Genomic DNA, 24663 nt, shown 5'->3' with positions numbered 1-24663 from the left:
CCGGCCGTGAAAACTTCCACCCGCGCCCGGGTTTTCCCGCCTTCCTGCGGGAAGACCCGCAGGCGATGACAAATCGCGGTGGAGGGCGCCGTGTATATCACTTTGCTTGGGCGGGTCGCGGTCCACTCTGACGGCCGCACGATGCGCGTCGAGCGGCGTGCGGGGAAGGGCGTCATCGCGGCGCTCGTCCTCGCCGGCGGGCGCGCCGTGCCGCGGGAGACGCTGATCGACCGCGTATGGGGATCGGACAATCCGCCGAAGCGGGGCACCGTGTGGTCGGAGGTCTCCCGGATCCGCAACCGCATGCGCGACTTCTCCGCCGGCCGCCTGGACCTGCGCGAGATCGACGGCAGCTACTCCCTGGCCGTCGACCAGGAGTCGGTGGACGTGCTGCGCTTCCGCCGGCTGTGCGGCCGGGCGCAGGCCGCGGCGCGGAACGGCGACGACGAGGGCGCGGTCGCGCTGTGGACCGAGGCGCTGGCGCTGTGGGGCGGCGAGCCGCTGGCCGGGGTGGCGGGGGAGTGGGCCAGCGCCACCCGCGTCACCCTGCGCGACGAGCACGCGCACGCGGTGCTCCGCCGGGCCGAGGCGGCGATCCGGCTCGGCCGGTCCGCCGAGGTGCTCGGCGAGGTGCGCGAACTGGAGCAGGAGAAGCCCGACGACGAGGACGTGGTGCGGGTCTGCATGCTCGTGCTGTACAACTGCGGCCGCACCAGCGAGGCGCTCGACCTCTACCACGGGCTGCGGCTGCGCCTGCGCGACACGCGCGGCGTCGATCCGCAGCGGCAGACCCGGGAGCTGTACGAGCGCATGCTGCGGCACGACATCGCCGTGCCGCAGGCCTCGCCCGACGGCTTGAGCCGCGTCGCCGCGGACGCGGCGGCGATCAGCACCCTGCCACCGGCCGTCCGCGACTTCACCGGCCGCGCCCGCGAACTGGCGGCGCTGCTCGGCGTGCTGCCGCGCACCGCGAGCGAGCCCACGGTGATCTGGACCGTGCACGGCATGAGCGGCATCGGCAAGAGCGCGCTGGCGCTCCAGGCCGCCCACGCCGCCGCCGAGCACTTCCCCGACCTGCGGCTCTACCTCGACCTGCGCGCCTACAACCAGGGCCGGCCGGCGCTGGACGCGCAGACGGCGCTCGGTGAGCTGCTGCGCATGACCGGGATGCCGGCGCAGGGCATCCCCTCGGGACTCGACGCCCGCGCGGCGGCCTGGCGCGAGCGGGTCGCCGACCGGCGGCTGCTGCTGGTCCTGGACGACGTGGCGGGCGCCGAGCAGGTGCGCCGACTGCTGCCGACCGGCAACGGCTGCGCCGTACTGGTCACCAGCCGCAACCGGCTGTTCGGGGTGGACGGCGCCCGCTCGCTGAAGCTGGACGATCCACCGCCCGAGGAGGCGGCCGCGCTCTTCGCGCAGATCGCCGAACTGTCGCCGTCCGAGGAGGGCGTCGGCGAGGTGGTGCGATTACTCAGCCGGCTTCCGTTCGCCGTGCGGATGATGGCGCACCGACTCCGCAACCGCCAGGGCTGGACCGCCGCCGACCTGGCCAGGCGGCTGGCCGCCACCCGCAACCGGCTCGCCGAGATCCACGACGGCGACCAGTCGCTGGCGGCCGCCTTCGACATGTCGCTGCGCGCGCTGCCCACCCCCGCCCGCGACGCCTTCGTCCGGCTCGGTCTGCACCCCTCGGCCGAGTTCGGCCTGTACGCGGGCGCCGCCCTGGTCGGCCGCCCCGTGTCCGACACCGAGCGGCTGCTGGAGCGGCTGCTCGACGAGCACCTGCTGGAGGAGGCCGGGCAGCGGCGCTACCGCTTCCACGACCTGGTCGGCCAGCACGCCCGCGCCCTGGCGCTGAGCGATCTGGCCGCACCGGACCGCGACGCCGCCGTCGACCGGATGCTCGCGCACTACCGCGAGGCGGCCGAGGCGGCCGACCGGGTGATCAATCCGGACGCCTGGGAGGGGGCCGAACCGGCACGCCCGAGCACCGAGGTGCCCGGATTCGACGGCCCGCACGCGGTGCGGCGCTGGTTCGAGGCCGAGCAGGGCGCGCTGGTCGCGTCCATGGAGTGCGCGGACGAGTGGGAGCGGCCGCGGCACCTGGCACGGCTGCCCGCCCTGCTGTCGTACCTGCTCTACGTCTACGGCCAGCCCGACGTGGCGGCGCACATGTTCGAGTCGGCCGCCACCGCCTGCGACGAGTTGGGCGACGACAGCGGCCTGGCCGGTGCGGTGGTGGACCTGGCCAGGGCGCACCGCCGTGCCGGGCGGCTGGACGACGCGCTGCTCAACGCCGAGATGGGGCTGGAGTTGGCACGGATGCAGGGTGATCTGCGCTGTGAAGCCGACGCCCACGACGAGATCGGGCTGGTCCACTTCAGGGCGGCCCGCTATCCCGACGCGCTGGTCAGTTCGCAGCAGGCGCTCTCCGCCGCCCGCGAGACCGATTACCGGCTCGGCATGGCCGACGCCCTGGCACACAGCGCGCTCAGCCTGCGCTGCATGGACGACTACCGGGGCGCCATCTCGCAGTTCGAGGAGGCGCACGCCATCTCCCGGACGCTGCGCACGCCGTTCCGGAAGGGCTCGTCGATGCTCGGGCACGCGGGCGCGTACTTCCTGTTCGGCATGCACCGGCAGGCCGGCGACCTCTGCGAGGAAGCGCTGAGGCTGGCGCAGGAGAACGAGCTGCCGCTGATCCAAGCGGCGGCCCTGCACGACCTGGGCCTGATCGAGGCGTACAAGCAGCGGCACCGCAGGGCGCTGGAGCTCTACCAGCGCGGCCTCACCGTGCTGAACGGGCTGGGCCAGTCCCCGACCGCGGAGATCCTGGCCGACATCGGGCGCAGCCACCTGCGGCTGGACGCCCCCGACATCGCGATGAGCCTGATGCGCGAGGCCGAGGAGATGAGCCGCCGGTCGGGCCGCCCGGCGGACCGGGCAAAGGCGGCGATCGGCATCGCCGAGGTGCACCGGGCCCGGGGGGAGTACCGCGAGAGCGAGATCCACTACCGGCGGGCGGCAGGGGAGGCGCGGCGGGCCCACGCCCTGCTCGACCAGGGCAACGCGCTGAGCGGACTCGGCCACGTGCTGCTGCTGATGGACCGCGGCGCGGAGGCGGCCGACACCTGGCAGCGGGCGCTGACCATCCTGATGCGGCTGGGCGTGCCCGACGCCGAGCCGGTGCGGATCATGCTCGACAGCGTGCTGCCGGCCGGGGCGGCGGTGCGGTCGGACGTTCCGCGCATGGTCACCCTGGCGATCTGCGGCAGCAGGGTCACCGGCAGCGATGACGCGATGCTGGACTCCTGCGCGCGGGCGCTCGGCGGCCACCTGGCCGGCCGCGCCGTCCACCTCGTCCACGGCCCTGTCGGGATCGCGCTGGAGATCGTGGCGCACATGGGCGAGGCCGCGACGCGCGCGCAGCGGCGCGGCGGCCTGGGCACCCTCGGCCACGCCGACGTGGTCCGCGACGCCGACTACGTCGTCGTCCTCGGCGGCGGCGTCGGAACCCAGCAGGAGGTCGACACCGCGCTCGCCCTCGGCAAGCGGGTGATTCCGGTCCCCGCGAGCGGCGGGGTGGCACGCGCCGTCCACCGGCGGATGGGCGTCGACGTAGGCTTGCGCTCGTGGATGCCGGACGCCGAGTTCACCGCCCTGGCGGCCTGCGAGGACGGCGACTCGCTGGTCGCGGTCCTGGAGCGGCTGCTCAGTGCCGGGGGCGGCGCGCATGAGCCGGCGCCCTCACGTACTGCTCAGCTCCGCGGTCTCAGTCGACGGATATATCGACGACTGCGCCGACCGCCGGCTGATCCTGTCCAATGAGGCCGACCTCGACCGCGTCGACGAAGTACGCGCCGGCAGCGACGCCATCCTGGTCGGCGCCGCCACCGTCCGGCGGGACGACCCGCGCCTGCTGGTGCGCTCGGCCGAGAGGGTGCGGCGGCGCGTGGAGCGGGGCGAACCGGCGCAGCCCGCCAAGGTGACCCTCACCTCCCGGGGCGGTCTCGACCCCGGCAGCAGGTTCTTCACCGCCGGTGAGGGCGTCAAGCTCGTCTACACCGCGTCACGGGCGGCTTCCGGGCTGCGCTCGGCGCTGGCCGGGCGCGCCTCCGTGGTGGACCTCGGCCCTGCCGTGGCGCTGCCGGAGCTGCTGGCCGACCTGGCCCGGCGCGGGGTGCGCCGGCTCATGGTCGAGGGCGGCGGCCGGGTGCACACCCAGTTCCTCACCGCCGGACTGGTGGACGAGCTGCACCTGGTGGTGGCCCCGCTGTTCGTCGGGGCGGCCGACGCGCCCAGGTTCGTGCACCCCGGTGCCTTCCCGCACGGCGGCGACCACCGGATGGAGCTGGCCGAGGTGCGCCGGATCGGTGATGTGGTGCTGCTGGTCTACCGGCTCGGCGGGGGCACCGGTGGCTGAGCGCCGCCCGGGTTCCCCGGGCGCGGACGCCCACTGGCTCGCTCTCGCGGTCGCGCTGGCCGGGGAGTGCCCGCGGTCGGAGACGGCCTTCTCCGTGGGCGCCGTGGTCGTGGCCGACGACGGCACCGAACTGGCGCGCGGGTACTCGCGCGAGGAGGAGCCGCACGACCACGCCGAGGAGGTCGCGCTGCGCCGGGTGCGGGCCGGTGATCCGGCGCTGGCCACCGCGACCGTGTACAGCACGCTGGAGCCGTGCAGCCGGCGTGCGTCGCGGCCGGTGACCTGTACGCGGCTGATCCTGCGGGCCGGAGCGCCCAGGGTGGTGATCGCCTGGCGGGAGCCGGAGCTGTTCGTCGACTGCCACGGGGTGGAAGAGCTGCGGGCGGCCGGGGTCGAGGTCGTCGAAATGCCGGAATTCGCCGCTGCTGTGCGGAGTGTCAACGCGCATCTGTTCTGAACGGATTGAATGCGACGTGGATCGTACATCTCCGTGTCGTTCTGATCATTTATGGTCATACCGCGCTGAGCTGCTTGAACATTGTCATACTTTGTCCGTTCAAAAATTCGGGCAATCGGCACATTCGCGATCTCGCCGCGTGGGTGATATTGTTCGTCGCGTCCTGAAGTGCTGACCGTTTCCGGACATTCTGGAAACCTTGCTCACAGTTTGGATTCAAGGCATCGATGAAAATCGTTCTTGATTCATCGGCTCACCTCGTCCTGGCCGGCGTGATGGTGGTGGCGGCATTCGCCGTAGTCGCCTTGGCGGGAGGCGATGTGCAGGACTCGGCCGCGCTGCAGAGGTGGGTCGACGTCGTCTGAGCTGTCGGGGTGGCCGCCTAATGGTGGCCACCCCCTCTGAACTGCGGATATTTACATAACGTACCCATTGGGATACGGTAAGCAACCCCTGGATTGGTCTCCCTGGGGTGCGTCGGGAAGGCGGTCACACCTCTGTGTGACCGCCTTCCACATGTTCACACCACATGTTCACGGTCGCCCGTCTCGGTGGGCGGGGCGGGCGGGCGCCTGCGGCGGACGGCGCGGACGATGGCGCGCACCGCCCACTCGGCCAGGGCGGTGAGCAGGGCCAGGGCCAGGTAGGCGGGCCACAGCGCCAGGAAGACGGTGGCGGGCTCGCCGAGGGTGAGGGCGCGGGCGTCCATCGAGGCGAGCAGGGCGGCGCCCAGGAGGACCGCCGAGGGCGCCGCTAGCGCGGGGCGCACCGCGAGCAGGACGGCGATCGCGAAGGCTGCCGCGTAGCCGACGGCGCCCCACACCACGACGGCGGCCGGGACCCGTGCCAGCGGCAGTGCGAGCGGCACCAGCACCCCCGCGGCGGCCCCGCCGGCCGCCGCCAGTACCAGGGCCCGTCTCCAGCGGGGCCGCTCCGGTGGCGGCGCGGCGCCTGATCCGTACAGCGGCGGCAGCGGGCGGCGGGCCAGCCGCGCCTGGTACAGCGCGGTCAGGGTGGTGGCCAGCAGCAGGACCGGCCAGCTCGCCGCGACCGCCCCCAGCCACGGGTCGCCGATCGTCAGCCGCTCGCCGTGGATGACCACCCGGGTGCGCGGCTCGGCCAGCTCGGCGATGGTGGCCGCCAGCAGCACCGCGGCCGGGACCAGTGCGGCCAGCCACAGCCGGTGGCCCAGCCAGCACAGCACCGCGAGGCCGGAGGCGACGGCCAGCCCGGTGCCGTTGACGGCCACCGCGATCCACTCGGCCGCGTCGACCGGGGGCGGGTACCCGACGACCAGCAGGTCCAGGCCGACGATCGCCGCGCCGGCGATCCCCCAGGCGGCGGCGAGCGCCAGTATCCGTCCGGAGGTCCCGCGGCCGCCGCCGGGCCGCCCGGCAGGTGCCGGGGCGCCGTTCCCGGCCGTCATGCGGGTGTCCCGTCCGGCCGCAGTTCGGCGTCGAACAGCTCGAGGGCGCTGGTGAAGGCGGCTGAGGTGGCCGCCGCCGTGGCACCGGGCTCGCCGCCGGTGGCCAGCCAGGCGACGCCGGGCACGAAGGGAAGCGCGCCGTAGTAGGTGGTCGGCAGGTTCGGCACCCCACTGATGTAGTGGCCGGCGTCCTCGTAGACCTCGTGCCGGGCGCCGTGCGGGTTGCCCGCCTCGGTCAGCCGGTCCATGGCGATGTCGTGCAGCCGCTCCGACGGCCAGACGGCGTCGCCGGTGGCCGAGAGCAGCAGCACGGGGCCGTCGACCCGCTCGACCGGGATGGCGGCGGCGTCGATGGCGGCGGCGTCGGCCCCGTCGAGGGTGCCCTGGTAGGTGCCGTGCAGGTCGATCGGGCGGCCGCGCAGCGCCGCGGCGGTCTCGGCGGCGCCGTAACCGGCGAAGCCGCCGGTCAGGTACGGCACGTCGGCGCCGTCCAGGGTCCAGGAGGCCGACTCGGCGGGCGTCTGGGCGGTGTTCTGGCTCGGCGCGAAGCCGGGGATGCCCGGCCAGGCGACGCCGGAGCCGACGACGGAGACCACGGCGCCGACCTCGGGGGAGTGGGCGCCGAGCAGCAGGGCGTGCTCGCCGCCCTTGGATGCGCCGATCACGCCGATCCGGTCGCCGGACACCTCGGGCCGGTCCAGCAGCCAGTCGACCGCGCCCAGGCCGTACTCGAGCGGCACCTCCGACAGCGAGGCGGGCAGCCCGCCCTGGCCGAAGTAGGCGAGGCCGAGCACGGCGTAGCCGTGGCTGGCCAGCAGGCGGCCGACGCCGGGCTGCGGGCGGCCGCCCTCCGAGCCGCCGAGCAGCAGCACACCCGGGTGCGGGCCGTCGCCCGGCGGCAGGTAGAGGTCGCCGACCAGGCCGCCCGCGGTGCCGTCGACGGGCTGGACCCGGACGCCGGGGTCGTACTGGAGCCGGGTCAGCTCGGCGGTGGCCAGCGTGGAGCCGCCGCTGTCGACGCCGATCGTCATCGGCAGCTCGGCGGCGGCCACCCGTACCTGCGGCGGGTCGGCCGAGACACCGTCGCCCAGCCGCATCGACCAGAGCAGCCCGGTGGGGTCGACGCCCGAGTAGGAGCCGGAGGCGGGGGCCTGGGCGGCCGGGTCGACGCGACCGCCCCCGTCGGCGGTGAAGGTGCCCCACGAGGTCCACGCCCGGCCGCCGCCGTCGGTCAGCCGGGCCCAGAGCGTCACCTCCGCGCCGGGCCGCAGGCCGGACACGCTGATGGCGGCGGGCTCGTCGATCAGGCGCCGGTCGGGCCCCAGCTCGATGACCGGCCGCCCGACGCCGACCGGCGCCGAGGAGCAGCCGGCCAGCCCCGCGAGCACCGCCAGCACGGCGAGCACCGCGAGCACACCCGGCGCCGCCGCCCGGCCGACCGGCCCGGAACGGCCGAGCGCCGCTGGCGCGGACATGGGGATCACCTTGCCTTTCCGCACCCGCGGCGCGCGCGGGCACCTTCATGTTCGTACGGCAGCACGGTGCCGAGGGCAAGTCTGCGTGGGGCCGAGGGCGAGCCGTGCCGGGCCGACGCCGAGTCCGCATGGAGTCGACGGCGAGCCCATGCAGGCCCGACGCCGACTCCGTACGAAGTCGACCCCGAGCCCGCACGGGGCCGACGCCGAGTCCGCCCGAGGCCGATGGCAGCTTCGCGCGAGGCCGCCTCCGCAGACCACCGCAACGGGCCGCCCCCGTCAAGCCCGCCGTCCACAGCCCGGGGCCGCCCCGGCGACTTATCCACAACCCCCGTCCGCACCTCGCCCGGCGCACGCTGAAGCAGCAGAATTGTTCTCGGGGAGCCCCCCAGGGAGGGCGGGGGAATGTCTACGGGGGAATTATGTGAAACGTCTACCATTTCCACGTGCAAGGGCCCCTGGCCGAAAGGAAGGGAAACCGGTCAGGAGAGAGAGGAAGCGGCCACCGGGCTAGAGGTCGAATCCGACTACTCCGGCTCGGCTGTTCCGACGACTCACTCCGCGCCCGGTGCGGGCCGCCTGTCGGGCGGTGCCGTGCCGAGCCTGGTCGGAGGGCACCTGAGCCGGCCGGCGGATGCTGCCACGGGCACTGTCAGCCCGGTCGTGCATGGCCGTAGGTGGCGGCCGCCGCCGGCCCTGTCGTGCGTCGGAACCCGGGTCCGGTACCGGCGGCTCCGCCATGGGCGGCTCGGGTGCCGGGCGACCGCCGTCCGTGCCGTCCTGCGGTGTGAGTCGGCCACCGCGCGCCTGCGCGGTCCCGTCCCCGGCGGGCGCCTTGCCTGTGCCGAGCCTCCGGTCTGACGGCCGAACCCTTCAGGACCCTCAGCCCTCGGCCGCCTCGACGCGGTCGGCGTTGGCGGCCGCCGCGTCGCGCACGTACTCCGCGAGGCCGGGCGCGGCCCCGTCGTAGTAGGCGCGGAACCTCGGGTCCTCGGCGTACATCGCCGTCAGGCCCCGGTGGATGGCTGTGTCGCAGGTGTAGAACCAGCGGGTGATGTGCGAGCGATGCTCTTCGGCCAGGTCCATCGCCCGGGTGCTGCTCGGTTCGGCGCCGTCCCGCATGGCCTCGGCCAGCCGCCGTTCCACGTCGGCGCCCTCGGCCTTGAGCCGCCGCCAGTCGTCCTTGGTGTACGCGGCCGTCTTGCGCTGGGACTCGTCCCACTCGGCGGTGCCGCCCCACCGCTCCTCGGCCTCCTTGGCGTAGTCGTCGGCGAGGTAGTCGCCGAACAGCTCGAAACGCTCCTGGGGAGTGAGCGCGTTTCCCATGGTCATCGCCTCCAAAGCGCGTTCCACCGCGGCGACCATGCCCCGCAGGCGGCCGATCCGCTCGTTCAGCAGCCGGTGCTGGCGGCGCAGATGCGCCGCGGAGTCGGTCGACGGGTCGTCGAGGATGGTGCCGATGTCGTCCAGGGAGAAGCCCAGCTCGCGGTAGAAGAGGATCTGCTGCAGCCGTTCGAGGTCGCACTCGCCGTACCGCCGGTAGCCGGCGCCGCTGCGCCCGGTCGGCCTCAGCAGGCCGATCCGGTCGTAGTGGTGCAGCGTCCGCACGGTCACCCCCGCGAACGCGGCGACCTCGCCGACCGAGTGATCCATGGCTCTCCCGCCGCCGGCACCCGACCGTTCGGGCCCCTGTTGTCGCTGGTCCAGGGTGCGGCCTGACCTTACGTCAGGGTCAAGCCGGTTAGGCGGGACCGGCTCGGGAAGCCTGGGCGCAGCGGCGCCCGCGTCGGCGCGCATATCTTGTCGGGTACCGGCCGCGCGATAATCATCGCGGAGCCCGTGCGCACGGACCCGCGAGGAGGGGGCGATGCAGGACCTGTTGCCGAACGACCCGACCGAGGTCGGCGCGTACCGGCTGGTCGGCCGATTGGGCCATGGCGCCCAGGGGGTCGTCTACCTCGCCGAGCGGCCCGGCGGCGGGCAGGCCGCCGTCAAGGTGCTAGGGGCGGGCCTCGCCACCGACCAGCGGCTGCTGCGCCGCTTCGAGAAGGAGGTCGACGCCGCCCGCAAGGTGGCGCCGTTCTGCACGGCAGCCGTCCTCGACGCCGACCTCGACGCGGTACCGCCCTACGTGGTCAGCGAGTACGTGCCCGGTCCGTCACTGCGCGAGGCGGTGCTCACCGAGGGGCCGCGCACCGGAGCCGCGCTGGACCGCCTCGCGGTCGCCACCGCGACGGCGCTGGTCGCCATCCACCAGGCCGGGGTGGTGCACCGCGACTTCAAGCCCGCCAACGTGCTGCTGGGCCCCGACGGGCCCCGCGTCATCGACTTCGGCATCGCCCGCTCGCTGGAGGAGACCGCCACTCAGACCGGCTCCGTGCTCGGCACCCCCGCCTACATGGCGCCGGAGCAGATCAGGGGCGCCGTGGTCGGCACCGCGGTCGACGTCTTCGCCTGGGGCGGCGTGATGGCCTTCGCCGCCACCGGCACCGCTCCGTTCCCCGGCGAGACGATCGTCACGGTCATCCAGCAGGTGCTGCACGAACCGCCGCGGCTGGACGGCCTGGAAGGGCCGCTGCGCGAGATCGTGGCGGCCTCCCTGAACAAGGATCCCGACAAGCGGCCCACCAGCGGCGAACTGCTGTCGATGCTGCTCGGAAACGACCCTGCGGTGGCCGGCCGCCCGGTGGACGAGACACTGGCCGACGCATCCTCCCGGGTGGCCGACGCCTCCACCGTGCTGGCCCCCTTCGTGGTGCCGCCCGCGCACACGCGTGCGGACGCCTCCGACGCGCCGCCGACCCTGCCGGTGGGCGCGGTCGGCGCAGCCGCCCCCGGCCTCGACGAGACGGCCGCGCAGGCCGCCCCCGACGCCGCCACGATGAAGGCCGCCAGGATCGCGGGCACGGACGTCACCGCCCCGGGCGCCCCGGCCACGGCGGTGGGCCCGCCGGCCGTTGCGGGCGCCGCCGGCGCGGGCGGTCCCGGTGGCCCGGACCGGTCCGGCCCCAGCGGGCCCGGTGGCCCGGGCGGCCCTGGCGGGCCGCAGCGGCCGTGGCTGCCGAAATGGACGCACGGGCTGCACCCGGCCGTGCCGATCGCGGGCGTCGTCGCGGTGCTGGCGGTGCTGGGCATCGCGGGCTGGCTCATCCTGCCCGGCCTGTTCGGCGGCGAGGCGCGCGGCGACCGGGTGGCCAACGAGACGCCCGACCCCGTCGAGCAGTCCGTCGGCACCCCGGAGCCGGAGACCGACCCGACCGACACCGAGTCGGAACCCGGGCAGGGCTGGGTCGAACCGGGGCCCACCGACTCCGGCTGGACCGGCCAGTCGCCGGGCTGGCAGAGCAGCGGCGCCCCGTCGCAGCCCGCCGACACCGATGAGCCCGACGACGAGACCAGCGAGCCCGACGACGGCGAGCAGACCACCGAGACGCCCACCGACCCGGGCACCGAGCCGGTCGACCCGCCCGACGACCCGCCCGACCAGGGCGACGACACCGACCCGCAGGCGTCCGGCTGACGGCTCGCGCCGTCCGGCCCGGCGCCCGAGCACGCCGGGCCGGCATCGGTCCGATCGCACGCGCGCGGCGGCGGTGAACGCGTGCCGCCCGTGATCGGCGCCCGGAGCGGTCGGCGAGCCCGCCCGCGGGCGGACGCCGGTGGTAGAGCTGGTGGTGTCCATGCCGGGACGGTAACGCGGGTCGGCGGTCGGCGGCTTCGCGCTGTCCACAGGCGCGGGCGGTCGGTCGAAGTTATCCACAACCGGCGGTAGCCCCTGGTCAGGGCGGCGTGAACCGCGAGATGCTGGTTTCGGGGTCGTCCCCCCAGGGAGGGCGGGGGTGTGGGTGGGTGGGGTTTGGGTGTGGCGGGGGCGGGCGGCGTTCGGCGTGGGGCTGCGCGGCGGGGTGGGGGGAGTCGGTTCGCGTTCCGGTTCGCCGGGGTGCGCCGCCGGCGGCTGATGGCGGGCGGCGGGCGGTCTGACGGATCGGGGCGGCCGATGGCGCTTGCGGATCATGGGCTTTCACCGGTGCGCTGCGGGTAGCCGGTACGGCGCGTCCGGATACCGGTGGCGACTCGCCGGCCCTGTGCGGCTCGTGCGGTATCGGGCGGCCGTCGTTACGTCCGCATCGCAGACCTTGGCCGTCCTGGCGCGGCTCGCGCGGTGGGGCGCCGCTTCGATGGCCCGGGGAAGGCGCGGAATCGCCGTCCTGCTGCGGCGTGCAGCGGGCCTCTAAGTACTTTACCTGGGCTGATGTGCATTGACTAATATAAGTGTGGACGAATACAGTGCCGTGTGCGCGTTCGGAGGCGGTGCGTCCGCCGCACCTGCCGAGGACCGCTCGCGCCGCGAGCGGGAGCGCAGGACCACGACGGAGGTACGGCGATGGACATCCTCGACCAGATCGGGCGGGCCCGCCGCGAGGTGGTGGACGGCGGCGCGTCGAAGGCGGTGATCCTGACCCGGACCTACGACACGAGCGTCGAGGACCTCTGGGACGCCTGCACCAACGCCGAGCGGCTGCCGCGCTGGTTCGACGCGGTGAGCGGCGAGCTGCGCGAGGGCGGGCGGTACCGGTTGGACGCCAGTGCCACCAGCGGCACCATCGAGCGCTGCGCGGCCCCGAATCTGCTCCGGATCACCTGGGAGTACGGCGGCGACACCAGCCGCGTCGAGCTGACCCTGAGCGAGGAGGGCGGCCGGGCGGTGCTCAGGCTGGAGCACCTGGTGCCCGACAACGAGCACTGGCGCACCTACGGGCCCAGCGCCACCGGGGTCGGCTGGGACGGCTCCCTGCTGGCGCTCGCGCTGCACCTGGCCGACGATCCGCGCGGCACGCCCGCCGGGATGGAGGAGGTCAACGCGACGCCGGACGGCACCGAGTTCATCCGCCGCACCGCCGCGGCATGGGCCGAGGCGCACATCGCGTCCGGGGCGGATCCGGAGGCGGCGCGCCGCGTCTCGGAGCACACGGCCGCCTTCTACACCGGAGCCGAACAGGGCTGATCCGGTGCCGCCTTCCCGCCGTGGCGCCCAAAGGGCTGCGGCAGTGCGCGTTCAGACGGGTCGGAGACGGTGCCTCCGCTCCGGCTCGGCAGTTCAGCCGGATGCCGCCAGGGGCGCGCGGCCGGAGCCGCCGCGAGCACCGGGCCACCGCGTGCGCGCTCAGCCGCGCACCGGTCCGATCCGCCGGACCGGCCAAGGCTCACTCGGTCGGGGTGCCGATGCGCAACCGGTTGCCGTCAGGGTCGCGGAGTTCGATCTCGCGGGCCCACGGTGCCTCGGACACCTCGGCGCCGAAGTCGGCGGCGATGGTGTCGACATCGCGGACGCGCAGGTAGACCAGGGTGTCGGGGCGGGCGTCGCCGGTGTGCTCGGACAGGAAGAGCCGCACCGGACCGCGGGCCACCTCGACGAAGGCGGGCAGCGCGGGTTCGAAGCGGTGCTCCCACTGCTTGGTGAAGCCCAGGCGCGCGTACCAGGCGGTCGCGGCGGCGGCGTCCGCCACCCGCAGGATCGGGATGGCCTCTTCGCGCATGTCCTCGGTGTCGTCCATGCCGGCCAGCATCGCAGCCACGGGCGACAGCGCTGCCGTCGGCACGCGGCGGCGGGCGCCGCTAGGCGGGCGGCTCGGGCGACGGCGGCGCGGGAGGCCCGGGCTCGAAGCGGTAGCCGACGCCGCGGACCGTGACCAGCCGGGCGGCGTGGTGGCGCAGCTTGCGGCGGAGCCGGTGGACGTGCACGTCGACGGTGCGGCTCCCCGCGGCGGGGTCGCCGCCCCACAGCCGCGCGATGAGTTGGCGGCGGCTCCAGGCGCGGCCCTGGGTCTCGTGCAGGTGGGCGAGGAGTTCGAACTCGCGGTGCGTGAGGTCGAGCAGGTCGCCGTCGAGCCAGGCGCGGTGGGAGTCGCGGTCGACGACCAGGGGGTCGTGCGGCCGCGGGTGTCGCGGCTCGGCCGGAGCCCGGCGGCCGGTGCGCTCCACGATGCGGCCCACCACCACCATCAGGCGGTCGCCGTCATCGATCGGGATGACGCCGACCAGGGGCTCGGTGAGGCCGGGTACGGCGAGCGGTGCGGCGGTCGCGCGCGATGGCATCTCGGCCTCCTGAGGGGTGGGGGACAGTGCTCTCAGCCATCATGACCTGCATTTCCTATTAAATTAACTAAATTAGTTGGTTATATGGCTCAGGCCACTCCGCCCGAGCTGCCCCGGCACACCCGGCCCGACCGCGCCCGCCCCCGCGCCGGCGCAGGTCACGGCCGCGGCGGCACCGGCGGGACCGGGATGACGGGCAGGCGCAGCGCCCCGGGCGCATGCTCTGGGACGGCCGGGGCGGCCGGTGGTACCGGCGGCAGCCGCCGGTACGGCTCGCCCAGGGGCGGGCGCGGGTCGGGCTCGCCGCGGTTGGGCCACAGGGCCATCGCGCGCTCGGCCTGCGCGGTGATCGTCAGCGAGGGGTTCACCCCGAGGTTGGCCGAGACCGCGGACCCGTCGACCACGTGCAGGCCCGGGTGGCCGTACACCCGGTGGTAGGGGTCGACCACGCCCGTCTCCGGGGAGTCGCCGATGACGCAGCCGCCGAGGAAGTGCGCGGTCATCGGCATGCCGAACACCTCGCCCCAGTTGCCGCCCGCGACACCGCCGATATTGCGGGCCAGCCGCCGCACCGCCTCGTTCCCGGCCGGAATCCACGACGGATTCGGCTCGCCGTGGCCCTGCCGGGAGCTGAGGCGGTACCCGAAGAGGCCCCGCTTGCGGAACACCGTGATCGAGTTGTCGCGGGCCTGCATGACCAGGGCGATCACCGAGCGCTCCGAGAAGCGGCGCACCGACAGCAGCGTCGGCAGCCGGCGCCACTCGCGGGCCAGTTCGCGCAGCAGCAGCGCCCAGCGCGGCACCCGGCCGCCGCCGTCGACCAGCAGGGTCTTGACCAGGCCCATCAGGTTCGAGCCCTTGCCGTAGCGGACCGGCTCGACGTGGGTGACGGGGTCGGGGTGGAAGGACGAGGTGATGGCCACGCCCCGGGTGAAGTCGTACTCGCCGGGAAAGCGCGTCGCCATCGCGCCCAGCAGCGCCTCGGAGTTCGTCCTGGTCAGGTGGCCGAGCCGACGGGAGAGCCGGGGCAGCCGCCGCTCGCCGGCCATCCGGTGCAGCAGCCGCTGCGTGCCCATCGTGCCGGCCGCGAACACCACCTGGCGGGCGGCGAAGGTGCGCCGCCGCCCCGAGCCGGTGCGCGCGGTGCGCACCAGGTAGCCGCCGCCGCGGCGCGGCTGCACCCGCACGGCCGTGGTCATCGGGTGCACCCGGGCGCCCGCGCGCTCGGCCAGGTACAGGTAGTTCTCGGTCAGCGCGTTCTTGGCGCCGTGCCGGCAGCCCGTCATGCACTCCCCGCACTCCAGGCAGCCGCTGCGCCGCGGCCCGGCACCGCCGAAGTAGGGGTCGGGCACCTCGCGGCCCGGCTCGCCGAAGTAGACGCCGACGGGCGCGAGGTGGAAGCTCCCGCCCACCCCCATCTCCTCGGCGACCCGGCGCATCTGCACGTCGGCGGGGGTGGTGGACGGGTTCAGCGTGACGCCGAGCATCCGCTTGGCCTGGTCGTAGTAGGGCGCCAGCTCCGCCTTCCAGTCGGTGATGTGCCGCCACTGGGGGTCGGCGAAGAAGGGGTCGAGCGGTTCGTACAGCGTGTTGGCGTAGTTCAGCGAGCCGCCGCCGACGCCCGCGCCCGCCAGCACCACCACATTGCGCAGCAGGTGCACCCGCTGGATGCCGAACAGGCCCAGCGCCGGCGCCCACAGGAAGCGCGCCAGCCGCCAGGAGGTCTTCGGCAGCTCGTCGGGGGTGAAGCGCCGCCCGGCCTCCAGCACGCCGACCCGGTAGCCCTTCTCGGTCAGCCGCAGCGCCGACACCGAGCCGCCGAAGCCCGAGCCGATCACCAGCACGTCGTAGTCGAAGCGGTCGGGGGCTGGGGGAGTGGATGCGGCGCCCATGACCCGATGGTGCCGCCCTGCGCACCGCCGCGCCAGCCGTCCGCCGGAATCCGCCGCCCCGGGCTACAGCCAGCGGGGCAGCGGCGGCAGCGAGCCCGCGCCACCGTCGCCCAGGACCAGCAGCTCCTTGCCCTGGGTCCGGCCGGCCAGCCAGCCCAGCAGCTCGGCGGCCGAGCCGTGCACGGCGGGGACGGCGGCGGCACCGGCATCAGGGCCCAGCGACCACACGCCCTCGCGGTCCGTGGCGGCCAGCCGCACCGGCACGGCGCCGGGCGCCGAGCCCAGCTTGGCCGCGACGTCGGTGAGCAGTGCGTCGACCAGGTCGGCGGGCAGCTCGGCGAAGCCGATGCCGCTGTCGAGGTCGACGGCGTGGATCCACAGCTCACGCACCCGCATCCACGGCGCCTCGCGCGCCGGGATGGGCCGGCCCTGCGCGCTGGTGACTGTGTAGGACCAGCGGTCGGCGGGCATCGTGCGCACCGCCTCGGCGAAGCGCTCGCAGGCGGCGTGCAGGTCGGGCCGCAGCCGGTCGGCCGGCCAGGCGGCGCCCGCCTCGATATCGGCGTCGCGCCGCTCCCTGCTGGGGTACATAAGGGTCTCCACCCCGGTGCGCGCCCAGGTCAGCAGGTTCACCAGCGCGTCGGCATTGCGGGCGACGTGCGCGACGACGTGGGCGCGGGTCCAGCCGGGCAGCAGCGAGGGCTCGGCCAGGGCGTGCGCCGGGACGGTGTCGGTGAGCCGCCGGAACAGCAGGGTGCCGCGGTGCAGCCAGTCGGCCACCGCCTCGGGCCCGGGCGCGCTCACTTCGCGGCCCGGCACGGGTTGCGGCACTCGCCGATGCCCTCGATCCGGGTGACCAGGGTGTCGCCGTCGGCCAGGTACTCGCGGGGGCTGCGGGCGTGGCCGACGCCGCCGGGCGTGCCGGTGGCGATCACGTCGCCGGGCGACAGCGGCAGGATCGCCGAGATGTAGGACACCAGGCGCACCGGGTCGAACAGCAGGTCGCCGGTTGTCGACCGCTGCTTCTCGACGCCGTTCACCTCGCTGGTGATGGTGTGGCCGGCCGGGTCGACCGCGGGGTCGTCGGGGGTGACCAGGTAGGGGCCGAGCGGGGTGGTGCGGGCGAAGGTCTTGCCCTGGAGCCACTGCTTGGTGCGGTACTGCCAGTCGCGTGCGGTGACGTCGTTCAGCACGGTGTAGCCGCCGATCGCCGCCGCGGCGGCCGCGGGGTCGGCCCGCTCCACCGGCCGGCCGACCACGACCGCCAGCTCGGCCTCCCAGTCGACCGCCTCCGACACCGCGGGCAGCTCGATGTCGTCCTCGGCGCCGATCAGGGCCGGGGCGTACTTGGCGAACAGGGTCGGGAAGTCAGGCAGCTCCCGGCCCATCTCCAGGATGTGCGCCCGGTAGTTCAGCCCGACGCAGATGATCTTCTCGGGCCTGGGCACCAGCGGGGCGTGGTCGGCGGTGGCCGCGTCGTGCTCGCGCCCGCCCTGGGCGGCGGCCCACGCGGGCCAGTCCGGCCGGGCCAGCACGGCGCCGACGTCGGCGGCGGGCAGCTCGACCAGGGTCGAGCCGTCGGCCGAGACGCGCGCCGCGCTGGTGCCGTCCGGGGTTCGGATGGTGGCGAGCCTCACGCGGTGCCCTCCTCGTCGGTGGCGGTACGGGCCAGGTTCAGGCCCTCGTAGACCTGCGCGTCGTTGAAGGTGAACAGGTCGAGGCCGGTGTCGGCGTGCCAGCGTAGCGGGCACCACGACGGCACCGCCACGAGGTCGCCGGGGCCGACCTCGAAGCGCCGGTCGGCCAGCTCGACGGAGCCGGTGCCGGTGAACACCTGCCAGACCTGCGAGCCGACGGTGCGGCGCCGGGCGGTGGCGGCGCCGGGGCGCAGCCGGTGCATCTCGGTGCGCAGAGTGGGCAGCGCGTCGCGGCCGGTCGCGGGGTTGGTGAACCGGATCCCGGCGTGGCCGGGCTCGACGGTGGCGGCGTGGCCCTCGTCCTCCAGCTCCAACTGCGCGGTGAGCGCGGCGTCGGTGTGCGCCCAGCGGTAGGCGGCCAGCGGGGAGTTGGGCGGGTCCTGCCGCCCGGTGGCCGCCAGCGGGCGCAGCCCGGGGTGGCCCCAGAGCCGCTCGGCGCGGGAGCGCTCGGGAGTGGACCGGTCGCTGATCTCGTCCGGGCCGAACTCGAAGAACCCGGCGTCGAGCTGGGCCACCAGCGGGATGTCGAGGCCGTCCAGCCACACCATCGGCGCGTCGGCGGTGTTGTGGTGCTCGTGCCAGGCATAGCCGGGGGTGAGCAGCAGGTCACCGCGGTGCATCGCCACCGGGTCGCCGTTGACCAGCGTCCACACGCCCTCGCCCTCCAGGATGAACCGGAACGCGCCCTGGGCGTGGCGGTGCGCGGGCGCGACCTCCCTGGGGCCGAGGTACTGCACCGCGGTCCACAGCGTCGGGGTGGTGTAGGGCAGGCCGGGCAGGCCGGGGTTGGCGAGCGCGATGGCCCGCCGCTCGCCGCCGCGGCCGACCGGCACCAGCTCACCCGAGCGCACGGCCAGCGGGTGGATGTCGCGCCAGTGCCACACGTGCGGCAGCGCGCGCGGCGCCGGGACGGTCGGCATCAGGTCCGCCCGCTGCGTCCACAGCGGCAGCAGTCCGGCGGTGTCGAAGTCCTTGTACAGCCGCTCCAGCTCCGGGTCGTCCACGGGCTGGGGCGCTTCGCCGCTCGCCACGGTCGTGCCTCCTCGCGTCAGGCGTCGTTGGTCCTCGGGGGGCGGGACCGCCTCCGAGCCTGGTCCATGGCGCGGTGCCGGGTGAAGGGGGCGGCGTAGGATTCCGCTATGAGGGACACGGCGGGCGCCGGGCGGCTCGGCTCGGTCGAGAACGCGCTGCGGCTGCTGGTGCTGCTGCGCGAGCGCGGCCGGCTGCGGGTGGCCGAGGCCGCGCGTGAGCTGGGGGTGGCGCGCTCCACCGCGCACCGCCTGCTCGCCACCCTGCGCGAGCAGGGCTTCGCCGGCCAGGACGTCGACCGCGCCTACCGGCCGGGCCCGGCGCTGAGCGGGCCGGGCGCCGCGGCCCCGTCCCGGCCCGACCTGCGCGCGCTGGTGCGGCCGGCCCTGGCCGAACTGGGGCGCGAGACCGGCGAGACGGTGCACCTGATGCGGCTGGAGGGCAACGGCGTCCGCTTCATCGACTGCGTGGAGGCCGGGCACGTGCTGCGGGTGGGCTCGCGGGTGGGGATGGTGCTGCCCGCGCACATCACCTCGGGCGGCAAGGCGCTGCTGGCCGAGCGGACCACCGAGCAGCTGCGGGCCCTGTATCCGCAGGGCGGCGGCTTCACCGCCCCCTCGGTGGACCTGTCGCGGCTGACCGCCGAACTGGCCCGGGTGCGCCGCCGCGGCTACGCCGTCAACACCGGCGAGAGCGAGCGCGGGGTCACCGCGGTGGGGGCCTGCCTGCGCGATCCGGGCGGCCGCCCGGTGGCGGCCGTCGCCGTGGCGGCGCCGACGGTGCGCTGCCCGCGGGGACGGGGCGGCGAGCTGGCCGAGCGGCTGCTGGCGGCACTGGGCCCGCTGCGGGCGGAGCCGCCGGCTTCCTGACGGCGCGCGCCCGGGGCGGGACGGGGAGGGCGGGGGCGGCACCGGTCGGCGGCGGGGGGCGCCGACCGGCATGGGCGAGGGAGGGGACGGGGCGGAGGGCTCAGGCGCGCCCTTCGAGCAGCTTGCGCAGCAGGCCGTGCAGCTGCTCGCTCTCGTCGGCGGACAGGGAGCGCTCCAGCAGGGGCTGGAGCCGGCGCACCTTGGGCAGCAGCTCGCGCAGGATCTCGCGGCCCTGCTCGGTGAGCGAGAGCACCTTGCGGCGGCCGTCGGTGGTGCTGCGGGTGCGCTCGATCAGGCCCTGGACGTACATGCGGTTGACCAGCTCGGTGGTGGTCGAGGGGTCGGTGTGCACGCGGGCCGCCAGGGTGACCTGGTCCATCGGGCCCGATCTCGACAGCGCGTTGAGTGTGGCGAACTGCACAGGAGTGTGGGTACTGGAGACGTGCAGGCTCCAGAGCAGGTTGTGGAGCTGCTGCACCCGCCGGATCAGGTGCCCGGGGGCGTTGTCGAGGTCGAGCCACTCGTCTCGCTCGGTCATGGTCGGTACGTCACGCATCACTGCACGCCAGCCTTTCTGTCCCGGGCCGAACACTAGCCGTACCCGGTGACACTTCTGTCCCTATTGCCCCGTCTGGACCGGTTGACGGTCAGGTGTCACTCTCGTAGCATCCTCACCTCAGGGATCTTACGTATACAAAGTGGATCTCTGTCTCAAATCGGGCCTCCCGCCCATATCGGAAGGGGACGGCGTTATGACCTCGGCTGACGAGATCCTGATCGTAGGCGGCGGGATCGGGGGGCTCGCCACCGCCCTGGCGCTGACCAGGACCGGACGGCGCGCACGCGTGCTGGAGCGGGCCGCGGAGTTCGGCGAGATCGGCGCCGGGCTGCAGCTGGCGCCCAACGCCACCCGCCTGCTCGAACACCTCGGCGTCCTGGACGAGGTCATATCCGCCGGCGTGCAGCCGCGAAGACTCGTGTTCCGGAGCGCCGTCAGCGGCGAGGAGCTGACCTCGCTGCCGCTGGACGCCGACTTCGAGAAGCGCTACGGCGGACCCTACGTGGTCGTGCACCGCGGCGACCTCCTCGGCATCCTGCTGGAAGCCTGCCGCCGGGCCGGCGTCGAACTGCACACCAGCGCCCACGTCACCGGCGTCGACAATCTCGACGAGGCCGGCCAGGTCACCCTCGCCGACGGCTCCACCCGCCGCGGCGCCGCCGTGGTCGCCGCCGACGGCGTGCGCTCGCAGATCCGGCGCCGGTTCAGCGCCGATGAGCCCGTCGGCTCCGGCTACGTCGCCTACCGGGGCACCATCCCGGCCGAGCAGGCCCACGACCACCTCCACCCCACCGACGTCGTGCTGTGGATCGGCCCCGGCATCCACTACGTGCACTATCCGCTGCGCTCCGGCACCCTCTACAACCAGGTCGCGGTCTTCCGCAGCCCGGGCTACGCCGCCGGCGAGGCGGAGTGGGGCACCCCCGAGGAACTCGACGCCGCGTTCGCCTCCGCCGTTCCGCACATCCGCGAGGGCCTGACCACCCTGTGGCGCGACCGCCGCTGGGCGATGGAGGACCGCGAGCCCATCAGCACCTGGACCGACGGCCGCATCGCCCTGCTCGGCGACGCCGCCCACCCGATGCTCCAGTATCTCGCGCAGGGCGCGTGCCAGGCACTGGAGGACGCCGTCTGCCTGGCCGGCGCGCTCCGCGGCGGCGACGACGGCATCCCGGCCGCGCTCCGCGCCTACCAGGACGTCCGCGCCCCGCGCACCGCGCGGCTGCAGCGCACCGCGCGGCTGTGGGGCGACATGTGGCACGTCGACGGCGTCTCCATGCTGATGCGCGACGAACTCTTCCGCTCCCGCGACGTCCACGACCACCGCTACGTCGAATGGCTCTACGGCACCGAGCCGCACGAGGCCGGCCCGCCGATGCCGGCCCCGATCGCGGCGGTCGCCGGAGTCGGCTGACCCCCGCCGCGGCGGCCGGCCGAGCCGCCCGGCCGCCGGTCGGGCGCGACGCGTCCCCGGCGCCCGTTGCGCACCGATACGCTCGGATCCGTTCCGGCGCGGGTGCTGATCTAGGCTGGTGCCCGGCCGGCGTGGATCAGCGAGACCGGGGGAGCACGTGTCGGAATCGGACGTCACCGTGGGTTACCGGAAGGCGACTCCCGTGTGGCCGGGACAGTCGGCAGAGGTGGCCGAGGCCGAGAGCGAGGAGCTGTGGCTGCTCCGCCGCTTCGAGCCGGTGCTCGCCTACACCAGGGGCGAGCGCTTCTTCCCCACCGACGTCGACGGCTACGTGCGGCAGTGCAGCCTGTGGCGCGACACCGCGGGCCGCGGCGAGGAAGAGGTCGTCCCGGCCGGACAGCTCACCCTCGACCGGCTGGCCGGCGCACGCGGCGAGTGGCCCGGCACCCGGCTGCACCTGCGCTTCGTGCAGAAGGCGACACTGCGCGAGGAGGCCCAGCAGTGGCGGGCCACCTCGATGATCGCCCGCACCGGGCGGCTGGCCGCGGTGGGCCTGATGACCCGCGTGCTCGACGTGCTGATGCGCATCTCGCTGCTGGTGCGCGGCAAGGTGCCGGTGGGCCTGGCCGCGGCCGCCGCCACCCGCTACCGCGAACGGCTCGACGAGGGGCACTGCACCTACTACGGCCGGGTGAGCCGCGACGGCGGCTACGTGGTCCTCCAGTACTGGTTCTTCTACGCGATGAACGACTGGCGCTCCACCTTCGGCGGGGTCAACGACCACGAGGCCGACTGGGAGATGGTCACCGTCTACCTGGCCACCGCCGAGGACGGCGAGCCGCGGCCCGCGTGGGTGGGCATCTCCTCCCACGAGTACACCGGCGACGACCTCCGCCGCCGCTGGGACGATCCCGATCTGCACCGCGAGGGCGAGCACCCCGTGGTCTTCGTCGGCGCCGGCTCCCACTCCGGGCAGGTGCTGCCCGGCGACTACCTGATCGCGGTCGACCCCGCCTCGCTGCGCGGCGCGATCGCCTTCAGCCGGCGGCTCAAGGAGAGACTGTTCCCGTGGACCCGCCGCGCCGGCGCGGGGCGGCGCGGCATCGGCATCCCGTTCGTCGACTACGCGCGCGGCGACGGCCGCCGCGTCGGCCCCGGCGGCGACCGCCCGTGGCACCCGGTGGTCATCGACGACAGCACCCCGTGGGTGGTGGGCTTCCGCGGCCTGTGGGGCCGCGACACCCGCGACTGGCTCGACGGTGAGCGGGCGCCCACCGGGCCGCGCTACGAGCGCGACGGCCGGGTCCGCTTCGCCTGGCGCGACCCGCTGGGCTGGACCGGGCTGCAGAAGGTGGCGCCCGACCCCGCCGCCGACCGCCGCACGCTGGCCAACCAGGTCGAGCGGCTGGAGCAGGAGGTCGCCGAGGCCGACAAGGAGATCGCCGGCAAGCGCGAGGAGGTGCGCCGGCTGTCGGCGCTGGCCGCCTCGCTGGAGCGCTATCCGCACACCCGCGAGCGCGGCCGCGAGCTGCGCGCCGAGGTCGACGCGGCCGAGCGGGCGCTGGCCGCCGTCTACGAGCACCGCGCCGGCCTGGCCGAGGAGCGCGCCGTGCACCTCGCCGCGCTGGAGGCGGTGCCCGGCGGCGTGCCGGCCGGCGAGCCCCAGGCGCACCTGAAGGCGCCGCACGTCCCCTATGCCGTCGGCCACCAGCGCTACACCCGCTTCCTGCGGATCTGGGCCGCGCTCAGCACCCCGCTGCTCATCCTCGCCTTCGCGGTCATCCTGGCGGTGCCGGGGCCGACGCCGCTGGCCACCCTGGCCGGGGTGGTGCTGGCCTTCGCCGCCATCGAGGCGATCGCCCGCGGCAAGCTGCTCGGCTTCCTCACCGCGCTGGCCACCCTCGCCGTCATCGCCGGGGTGCTGGCCGGGGTGGTCTTCGCGTTCATGCTGAACTGGCGGGTCGCGCTGCTGATCCCGCTCTTCCTCGCCGTGGTGCTGCTGCTGGTGGTGAACGTCCGCGACCTGCTGAGCAAGTGACGGCGCGGCCCGGCCGCCCCGTAGGGCGCGCCGGGCCGCGGCGGGCGGGCTCAGCGCAGCCGCACCGGCAGCCGCTTCAGGCCGCGGATCAGGGTGCTGAACTGCCACTCCAGGTCGGCGTGCGAGGCGTCGAGGGCGAGTCCGGGGAAGCGGGTCAGCAGGTCGCGGATCGCGATCTGTCCCTCCAGCCGGGCCAGCGGCGCGCCCAGGCAGTAGTGGATGCCGTGGCCGAAGGCGAGGTGGCCGCCGGGCCTGCGGGTGATGTCGAGGCGGCCGGCGTCGTCGAACTGCCGGTCGTCGTGGTCGGCGGCCGAGAGCGCCACCAGCACCATCGTGTTGGCCGGGATCCGCGCGCCGGCCAGCTCGACCTCCTCGGTGGTGAAGCGCGCCGTCGCCAGGTTCACCGGCCCGTCGAAGCGCAGGAACTCCTCCACGGCCTGCGGCACCAGCTCCAGGTCGGCGCGGAGCGCGGCCAGCTGGTCGGGGTGGCCGAGCAGGGCCAGCATGCCGTTGCCGATCAGGTTCACCGTCGTCTCGTGCCCGGCGATCAGCAGCAGGAAGAGCGTGGACAGCAGCTCGCGCTCGCTGAGCCGGTCGCCCTCGTCCGTCGCCGTGATCAGCGCGCTGATCAGGTCGTCGCCCGGCCGCTTCCGCTTGACCGCCACCAGGTCCCCGAAGTAGTCGAGGATGGCCCGCACCGACGCGCGGGAGCGCTCGAAGTCGGCGTCGGAGACGATGTCGTTGGACCAGGTGCGGAAGGAGTCGCGCTCGCCGTCGGGCACGCCGAGCAGCTCGCAGATCACCGTGATGGGCAGCGGGAAGGCGTAGGCGCCGAGCAGGTCGGCGGTGTCGCGGCCGTCGAGGGCGTCCAGCAGCTCGCGGCTGATCTGCTCGATCCTGGGCCGCAGCGCCTCGACTCTGCGCGGGGTGAAGGCGGTGCTGACGATCTTGCGCAGCCGGGTGTGGTCGGGCGGGTCGGTGCTGAGCATGTGCCGGCCCATCACGAACTCGGGGTCCTCCTGGCCGGCGGGGTCCTCCAAGTCCCGAAAGGAGCCCCGGGCGTGCCGGGCGTCCTTGGCCAGGCGCGGATCGGTGAGCGCGGCGCGCGCCTCGGCGTACCCGGCCACCACCCAGACCGTGCCGACGCCCTCCATCCGGGACGGAAAGACCGATCCCTCGCCCTTGACCTTGCGGAACGCGGAGTAGGGATCGCGGATGAATGCCGCGTCGAACAGGTCGACGGTGTCCTGTGACGACGTCATCGGAGGGCTCCTAAGATGCGAATATA

19 protein-coding genes are annotated in these 24663 nt (G+C 74.6%); 8 read left to right on the top strand and 11 right to left on the bottom strand.

Going from position 1 to position 24663, the window contains the following annotated elements; genetic code table 11:
• Positions 1-141 precede the first annotated feature (141 nt).
• Genes CLV72_RS21390 through CLV72_RS21380 form a run of 3 tightly spaced genes read left to right on the top strand, consistent with a single transcriptional unit; the run spans position 142 to position 4880 of the window.
• Positions 142-3828, top strand: a complete 3687-nt coding sequence (locus tag CLV72_RS21390; protein ID WP_106249294.1) for an AfsR/SARP family transcriptional regulator — start codon at positions 142-144, stop codon at positions 3826-3828.
• Positions 3734-4423 carry a RibD family protein gene (locus CLV72_RS21385; protein ID WP_106249292.1) on the top strand — a complete coding sequence of 230 codons (690 nt, stop codon included), beginning with the start codon at positions 3734-3736 and terminating at the stop codon, positions 4421-4423. Before CLV72_RS21390 ends, CLV72_RS21385 begins: the two co-directional genes overlap by 95 nt.
• Positions 4377-4880, top strand: coding sequence for a cytidine/deoxycytidylate deaminase family protein (locus tag CLV72_RS21380; protein WP_106249289.1), 504 nt, complete (start codon positions 4377-4379; stop codon positions 4878-4880). Before CLV72_RS21385 ends, CLV72_RS21380 begins: the two co-directional genes overlap by 47 nt.
• A gap of 520 nt (positions 4881-5400) precedes the next feature.
• On the opposite strand, the gene CLV72_RS21375 is transcribed toward CLV72_RS21380, so the two are convergent.
• From CLV72_RS21375 to CLV72_RS21365, 3 genes are all read right to left on the bottom strand, one after another.
• Positions 5401-6306, bottom strand: a complete 906-nt coding sequence (locus CLV72_RS21375) for a hypothetical protein (protein ID WP_106249286.1) — start codon at positions 6304-6306, stop codon at positions 5401-5403.
• Positions 6303-7781: an acyl-CoA thioester hydrolase/BAAT C-terminal domain-containing protein gene (locus tag CLV72_RS21370; protein WP_106249284.1), complete on the bottom strand. Its 1479-nt coding sequence runs from the start codon at positions 7779-7781 to the stop codon at positions 6303-6305. Before CLV72_RS21370 ends, CLV72_RS21375 begins: the two co-directional genes overlap by 4 nt.
• An 882-nt stretch (positions 7782-8663) precedes the next feature.
• On the bottom strand, positions 8664-9434 hold the full coding sequence (locus CLV72_RS21365; RefSeq protein ID WP_106249282.1) for a MerR family transcriptional regulator: 771 nt from the start codon (positions 9432-9434) through the stop codon (positions 8664-8666).
• 214 nt (positions 9435-9648) lie between these two features.
• Here CLV72_RS21365 and CLV72_RS32905 point away from each other — a divergent pair, with 214 nt between their 5' ends.
• Both CLV72_RS32905 and CLV72_RS21355 read left to right on the top strand, forming a co-directional pair.
• Positions 9649-11301 (top strand): serine/threonine-protein kinase, encoded by a 1653-nt coding sequence (locus CLV72_RS32905; protein ID WP_211303009.1) that lies wholly within the window; start codon positions 9649-9651, stop codon positions 11299-11301.
• An 864-nt stretch (positions 11302-12165) separates the two neighbouring features.
• On the top strand, positions 12166-12786 hold the full coding sequence (locus CLV72_RS21355) for an SRPBCC family protein (RefSeq protein WP_106249279.1): 621 nt from the start codon (positions 12166-12168) through the stop codon (positions 12784-12786).
• Positions 12787-12985: 199 nt separating this feature from the next.
• On the opposite strand, the gene CLV72_RS21350 is transcribed toward CLV72_RS21355, so the two are convergent.
• The 6 genes from CLV72_RS21350 to CLV72_RS21325 all read right to left on the bottom strand — a co-directional run bounded on the left by CLV72_RS21350 (position 12986) and on the right by CLV72_RS21325 (position 18497).
• The gene (locus CLV72_RS21350; protein ID WP_245930346.1) at positions 12986-13336 is read right to left on the bottom strand and encodes a glyoxalase superfamily protein; all 351 of its coding nucleotides are present in this window, start codon (positions 13334-13336) and stop codon (positions 12986-12988) included.
• Between the two features lie 61 nt (positions 13337-13397).
• Positions 13398-13877 (bottom strand): winged helix-turn-helix domain-containing protein, encoded by a 480-nt coding sequence (locus CLV72_RS21345; protein WP_106249276.1) that lies wholly within the window; start codon positions 13875-13877, stop codon positions 13398-13400.
• A 158-nt stretch (positions 13878-14035) separates the two neighbouring features.
• Positions 14036-15769: a GMC oxidoreductase gene (locus tag CLV72_RS21340; RefSeq protein WP_106249274.1), complete on the bottom strand. Its 1734-nt coding sequence runs from the start codon at positions 15767-15769 to the stop codon at positions 14036-14038.
• Positions 15770-15832: 63 nt separating this feature from the next.
• Positions 15833-16573: a maleylpyruvate isomerase family mycothiol-dependent enzyme gene (locus tag CLV72_RS21335; protein ID WP_170141064.1), complete on the bottom strand. Its 741-nt coding sequence runs from the start codon at positions 16571-16573 to the stop codon at positions 15833-15835.
• Entirely contained in the window at positions 16570-17406 is an 837-nt protein-coding gene (locus tag CLV72_RS21330; protein WP_106249269.1) for a fumarylacetoacetate hydrolase family protein, read from the bottom strand. Before CLV72_RS21330 ends, CLV72_RS21335 begins: the two co-directional genes overlap by 4 nt.
• A complete protein-coding gene (locus tag CLV72_RS21325; RefSeq protein WP_245930345.1) occupies positions 17403-18497 on the bottom strand; it encodes a cupin domain-containing protein in 1095 nt (364 codons plus the stop codon). Before CLV72_RS21325 ends, CLV72_RS21330 begins: the two co-directional genes overlap by 4 nt.
• A gap of 108 nt (positions 18498-18605) precedes the next feature.
• Between CLV72_RS21325 and CLV72_RS21320 the strand changes: the two genes are divergently transcribed.
• Positions 18606-19364 (top strand): IclR family transcriptional regulator, encoded by a 759-nt coding sequence (locus CLV72_RS21320; protein WP_106249266.1) that lies wholly within the window; start codon positions 18606-18608, stop codon positions 19362-19364.
• 100 nt (positions 19365-19464) lie between these two features.
• On the opposite strand, the gene CLV72_RS21315 is transcribed toward CLV72_RS21320, so the two are convergent.
• Positions 19465-19902, bottom strand: a complete 438-nt coding sequence (locus CLV72_RS21315) for a MarR family winged helix-turn-helix transcriptional regulator (protein WP_170141063.1) — start codon at positions 19900-19902, stop codon at positions 19465-19467.
• 214 nt (positions 19903-20116) lie between these two features.
• Between CLV72_RS21315 and CLV72_RS21310 the strand changes: the two genes are divergently transcribed.
• Together CLV72_RS21310 and CLV72_RS21305 are read left to right on the top strand one after the other, a co-directional pair.
• Positions 20117-21337 carry an FAD-dependent monooxygenase gene (locus CLV72_RS21310; protein WP_106249260.1) on the top strand — a complete coding sequence of 407 codons (1221 nt, stop codon included), beginning with the start codon at positions 20117-20119 and terminating at the stop codon, positions 21335-21337.
• Positions 21338-21539: 202 nt separating this feature from the next.
• The gene (locus CLV72_RS21305; protein WP_245930344.1) at positions 21540-23375 is read left to right on the top strand and encodes a hypothetical protein; all 1836 of its coding nucleotides are present in this window, start codon (positions 21540-21542) and stop codon (positions 23373-23375) included.
• A 50-nt stretch (positions 23376-23425) separates the two neighbouring features.
• On the opposite strand, the gene CLV72_RS21300 is transcribed toward CLV72_RS21305, so the two are convergent.
• The gene (locus CLV72_RS21300) at positions 23426-24637 is read right to left on the bottom strand and encodes a cytochrome P450 family protein (protein WP_106249254.1); all 1212 of its coding nucleotides are present in this window, start codon (positions 24635-24637) and stop codon (positions 23426-23428) included.
• Between the last annotated feature and the right edge of the window lie 26 nt (positions 24638-24663).

The organism is Allonocardiopsis opalescens (genome assembly GCF_003002095.1).
Taxonomy (GTDB): Bacteria; Actinomycetota; Actinomycetes; order Streptosporangiales; family Streptosporangiaceae; genus Allonocardiopsis; species Allonocardiopsis opalescens.
This window is presented reverse-complemented; position numbering and strand designations above follow the sequence as displayed.

What these genes read in the sequence shown, in the direction of transcription:
- CLV72_RS21370 (WP_106249284.1), bottom strand. Translation starts at nt 7,781, where the DNA reads ATGTCCGCGCCAGCGGCGCTCGGCCGTTCCGGGCCGGTCGGCCGGGCG.
- CLV72_RS21355 (WP_106249279.1), top strand. Translation starts at nt 12,166, where the DNA reads ATGGACATCCTCGACCAGATCGGGCGGGCCCGCCGCGAGGTGGTGGAC.
- CLV72_RS21380 (WP_106249289.1), top strand. Translation starts at nt 4,377, where the DNA reads ATGTGGTGCTGCTGGTCTACCGGCTCGGCGGGGGCACCGGTGGCTGAG.
- CLV72_RS21365 (WP_106249282.1), bottom strand. Translation starts at nt 9,434, where the DNA reads ATGGATCACTCGGTCGGCGAGGTCGCCGCGTTCGCGGGGGTGACCGTG.
- CLV72_RS32905 (WP_211303009.1), top strand. Translation starts at nt 9,649, where the DNA reads ATGCAGGACCTGTTGCCGAACGACCCGACCGAGGTCGGCGCGTACCGG.
- CLV72_RS21350 (WP_245930346.1), bottom strand. Translation starts at nt 13,336, where the DNA reads ATGGACGACACCGAGGACATGCGCGAAGAGGCCATCCCGATCCTGCGG.
- CLV72_RS21300 (WP_106249254.1), bottom strand. Translation starts at nt 24,637, where the DNA reads ATGACGTCGTCACAGGACACCGTCGACCTGTTCGACGCGGCATTCATC.
- CLV72_RS21315 (WP_170141063.1), bottom strand. Translation starts at nt 19,902, where the DNA reads ATGACCGAGCGAGACGAGTGGCTCGACCTCGACAACGCCCCCGGGCAC.
- CLV72_RS21310 (WP_106249260.1), top strand. Translation starts at nt 20,117, where the DNA reads ATGACCTCGGCTGACGAGATCCTGATCGTAGGCGGCGGGATCGGGGGG.
- CLV72_RS21385 (WP_106249292.1), top strand. Translation starts at nt 3,734, where the DNA reads ATGAGCCGGCGCCCTCACGTACTGCTCAGCTCCGCGGTCTCAGTCGAC.
- CLV72_RS21390 (WP_106249294.1), top strand. Translation starts at nt 142, where the DNA reads ATGCGCGTCGAGCGGCGTGCGGGGAAGGGCGTCATCGCGGCGCTCGTC.
- CLV72_RS21320 (WP_106249266.1), top strand. Translation starts at nt 18,606, where the DNA reads ATGAGGGACACGGCGGGCGCCGGGCGGCTCGGCTCGGTCGAGAACGCG.
- CLV72_RS21340 (WP_106249274.1), bottom strand. Translation starts at nt 15,769, where the DNA reads ATGGGCGCCGCATCCACTCCCCCAGCCCCCGACCGCTTCGACTACGAC.
- CLV72_RS21375 (WP_106249286.1), bottom strand. Translation starts at nt 6,306, where the DNA reads ATGACGGCCGGGAACGGCGCCCCGGCACCTGCCGGGCGGCCCGGCGGC.
- CLV72_RS21345 (WP_106249276.1), bottom strand. Translation starts at nt 13,877, where the DNA reads ATGCCATCGCGCGCGACCGCCGCACCGCTCGCCGTACCCGGCCTCACC.